Origin of the sequence: Nostoc sp. (assembly GCF_036919595.1) — a bacterium.
GTDB lineage: Bacteria > Cyanobacteriota > Cyanobacteriia > Cyanobacteriales > Nostocaceae > Nostoc.
Genome location: NZ_JBALCO010000087.1, coordinates 1 through 4070, shown reverse-complemented (window position 1 = coordinate 4070; position 4070 = coordinate 1). Strand labels below are relative to the sequence as shown.

At 39.5% G+C, this 4070-nt stretch carries 5 protein-coding genes; all 5 read left to right on the top strand.

Going from position 1 to position 4070, the window contains the following annotated elements:
• Nucleotides 1-541: 541 nt before the first annotated feature.
• Nucleotides 542-817 (top strand): hypothetical protein, encoded by a 276-nt coding sequence (locus tag V7K21_RS30695; protein ID WP_442948876.1) that lies wholly within the window; start codon nucleotides 542-544, stop codon nucleotides 815-817.
• Nucleotides 818-885: 68 nt separating this feature from the next.
• Nucleotides 886-1425 carry a YqeG family HAD IIIA-type phosphatase gene (locus V7K21_RS12755; protein ID WP_335174716.1) on the top strand — a complete coding sequence of 180 codons (540 nt, stop codon included), beginning with the start codon at nucleotides 886-888 and terminating at the stop codon, nucleotides 1423-1425.
• A 367-nt stretch (nucleotides 1426-1792) separates the two neighbouring features.
• The gene (proB, locus tag V7K21_RS12750) at nucleotides 1793-2902 is read left to right on the top strand and encodes a glutamate 5-kinase (RefSeq protein WP_335174714.1); all 1110 of its coding nucleotides are present in this window, start codon (nucleotides 1793-1795) and stop codon (nucleotides 2900-2902) included.
• Nucleotides 2903-2954: 52 nt separating this feature from the next.
• Entirely contained in the window at nucleotides 2955-3542 is a 588-nt protein-coding gene (locus V7K21_RS12745; RefSeq protein WP_335174712.1) for a Uma2 family endonuclease, read from the top strand.
• 170 nt (nucleotides 3543-3712) lie between these two features.
• Nucleotides 3713-4070 (top strand): hypothetical protein (locus V7K21_RS12740; RefSeq protein WP_335174710.1); only part of this gene is annotated, 358 nt, incomplete at its 3' end.

Here is a 4070-nt window from a genome sequence, read left to right as displayed (position 1 = left end):
TTTTTGATCTTTTTCTTCTGGATTCATGCTTGAACACTACCATCTTTCTTCCCTCATGGGAATATTCCTGACATTCCTACCTGGGCAGTTACTAAAATTCTGAAAAAAGCATTTTGGCAAGGATTTTGAATTCGATTATTCAAGTTGCGCTGGAAGCGCACCAAAGGTGCGACCCAAAATCAAAAATTGATATGAGGTGCTGAAAATGGCTTATAGCGACTTTACATTAAGTAAATTTAAAAAGTCATTTAGCATCCGTATTGATAAATAAACTGATTTATGTGCTGATATATAACCTTTGCAGCCAAGCAAGAAACTCATAAATTCCTTATAAGAAACTACAGAACTGGCTTTAGCAATTAATACTGAAAAAGCGCGTTCATAAATGATTATCACTTCGATATTGTTGGAGGTAAGACGCAGGGCTAATTATCCAATTAGTTTCTTTTCAAGAACAGATTTTAATGTAGATGTATAAAAAGGTCTGAATGGCTATTATAAGTTTATCATCAGTCGTTCTGAAGGGCAACTAACAATTAATGTGCCTGTGGTAGATATTATTGAAGCAAAAAATGAAAATATTAAAGGTGGATTAAACAATTGTGCGGCCGCAATGTTGGCAGCACAATTGTTTAATCAACAAGAAGGAAATGAAATCAGAAAAATTTACGGTGCGGTAACAACAAAGGATATTTGGAAGTTTTTGAAGTTAAAAGAAAACGATATATTTATTGATTTGAGTAATTATTACATCAAAGAGATAGATAAGATTTTAGAGATTTTATCCCAAAGTGTTCAGGGAGATATTCCAGGATAGAGTTCGATTAACTAAACTATATTGGGTTATGCTCATTTGTCTGAGCTATCTACATTTGACTGTTGACTATGATCTGGAACAATCTTTTACAGCCTGACTTGATTTTAGAGGCTTCAGTGTTGAGCCTAACACCAGATATTATCCAAAAATACGGTCTGAAGGGGCTGGTATTGGATGTAGATGAAACCTTAGTACCCTTTAATGTAGGGGTGGCTTCACCAGAACTACAACGCTGGGTAGAGCAAATTCGTGCCTGTACTGCATTGTGCTTGGTGAGTAACAACCTCAGTGAAGCGCGAATTGGTGGAATTGCGCGATCGCTCAATCTACCTTATTACTTAGGTGCAGCCAAGCCTTCCCGACGTAAAATTAGGGCAGCACTTAGGGCAATGGATCTACCAGTGCATCAAGTGGGGATGGTAGGCGATCGCTTATTTACCGATGTTTTAGCAGGTAATCGCTTGGGGATGTTTACCATTTTAGTCGAACCGATTGTCCATGCAGATGCGGCGTTCCGTTCTCATCCCGTCCGCAACTTTGAAGTTTGGATATCTGAAATTCTCGGAGCCTCTATTACCCCCAAGAAAACCAAGATTCACAAAAGTTGAGAAATTGTCAGGAAAGTAAATCTAAAGAAATGATTAAGGAATCTTACTGGAACCAAAAAATCGGGGATCATAAGTATTAATAACATGGGGTCAGCAAAAAAAGACCCTAAATCATACTAAGTAAATATACACCCGTAAAGCGTCAGCCTTCACTATAGAGGGATTGGCGCTTTACAATTTTGGATTTTAGATTTTGGATTGAATCTAAAATAGACTTCTCTGTGGGTAGATTTAAAGCCTAAAAAGCTGTTTCCTTAGGCTTCAGTTTGTTCGCGTAGCGTGTGACTTAGGGCAAGTCTAAAAAAACTTATGCAAGATGTTTAATCTAAAATCTAAAATCTAAAATCTGAAATCTGAAATTGTAAAGATGTCACTAACAATTGTTGTCAAAATCGGCACTTCTAGCCTAACTCAACCAGAAACAGGACAATTAGCACTTTCTACCATTGCCACTTTGGCGGAAACACTCTGTCATTTAAGACGCCAGGGACATCGAGTAATTTTGGTTTCTTCTGGTGCTGTGGGAGTGGGATGTGCGCGGTTGGGCTTAACCGAACGTCCCAAGGCGATCGCTCTAAAACAGGCTGTAGCAGCAGTTGGCCAAGGCAGGTTAATCCGGGTATACGATGATTTATTTACTACTTTACAACAGCCAATTGCTCAAGTATTACTGACTCGGAATGACTTGGTACAGCGCAGCCGCTATCTCAATGTATACAATACTTTTAAGGAATTACTGGGACTTGGAGTGATTCCTATAGTCAATGAAAATGATACCGTAGCAATAGATGAACTAAAATTTGGCGACAATGACACCCTTTCGGCATTAGTTGCCAGCCTAATAAAAGCAGATTGGCTATTTTTGCTCACCGATGTCGATAGGCTGTACTCAGCCGATCCGCGTTCTGTGCCAGATGCTCGACCGATCGCTTTAGTTAGTAGCATTAAAGAATTGGCTCAATTACAGATACAAACAAGTTCCCAAGGTTCTCAGTGGGGTACTGGCGGTATGGTGACAAAAATTTCGGCTGCGAGGATTGCCATTGCGGCTGGAGTGCGGACTGTAATTACCCAAGGGCGATTTCCCCGAAATATAGAAAAAATTATCCAAGGTGAACTTATTGGGACGCATTTTGAACCGCAACCTGAACCAACTTCTGCGCGTAAACGTTGGATAGCTTACGGTCTTCTACCTGCGGGTAAATTGTATTTAGATGAAGGTGCGATCGCTGCGATTTCTCTAGCAGGAAAATCGTTATTAGCAGCTGGAATTAAAGCCGTAGAAAGAGAGTTTGATGCACAAGACGCGGTGCAATTGTGTGACACCAACGGTAACGAAATTGGTAGAGGACTTGTGAACTACAACAGCAATGAACTGCAAAAGATTTGTGGACATCATTCACGGGAAATTTCCACAATTCTAGGTTATGCCGGTGTAGAAACTGTGATTCACCGAGATAATTTGGTTTTGACTTAAGATGGAAATGAGATAAATTTCGTGACTACTAACCGGGAGAGTAAACAATATTATGACTCAAACGTTAGAAAATGCAGTTAACTTACCAGAAGAACAACGCTTCTTCCGGCGTGGATTAACTTGGGAACAGTTCAAAGCGATTCAAGCCAGCTTTGAAAATGTACCAGGGGTGCGTCTGTTTTATTGTGAGGGAATTTTAGAAATTGTGAGTATTGGTAAGCCTCATGAGGCGATTAAGTGTTTAATTGGTTTGCTCTTGGGGCAGTATTTCGTGGAACAGGGTATTGAATTTTTCCCCAGTGGGAGTTTTAGCCAGGTTATTCCCAAGATAGTGGAATATCAAGCTGACTTATCTTATTGCTTTGGAAACGACAAACCGATACCAGACCTCTGTATTGAAGTAGTCATTACTAGTGGTAGCCCCATAAAGTTACAGAAGTACAAATTAATGGGAGTCCCGGAAGTTTGGTTTTGGGAAGATGGCACATTTGAAGTTTACTGCTTACGAGAACAAGAATATAAGAAAGTTGTTAAAAGCGAGTTATTCCCAGAATTAGATTTATCCCTGCTCAATCGTTGTCTTTTGTTATCGTCTCCCTTGGAAGCAATTAGGGAGTTTCGCCAAAATATTCAACAGTAATAGTCAGATGAAACGATTAGTGATTTTTCAATTTAACCACATTCTTAACCAGTTTTTCACAGACGAGCTTGTTTCATGAAGACTCCATAAACTATCCTTACCATGCGGTAGTATAAGTATGTTTATAATTTAACTTTGCTAATCAATACACATCTGCATCTGCCAACTATATGGATCTGAGTAATATACCGAAACCTATTTGGTACGCCCTGACTGGATTTCTCTTGTTGACTATCGGCTATGGGGCTGCAACTCACGTTCCAGGGCTGAATACCTCAGATAAAGAAAGCGCTGAAAATAAATCTTCTACAGTACTAAATTCAAGTAGTGTAAAAGTTAGTGTTTTTGATGAAGCGACTCAAGTTCCTATAGTTGGCGCAAAAGTAATAATGGAATCTGAAGGTGGATCTGATACAGATACAACTGATAATTTAGGTAACCGTTCATGGGGTTCGCAAAGGTTACCGGAGAAAATACACATTGATGGTAGAGTCAGAGGCATGGATGTCTTGTGCCTCATTTACGGGA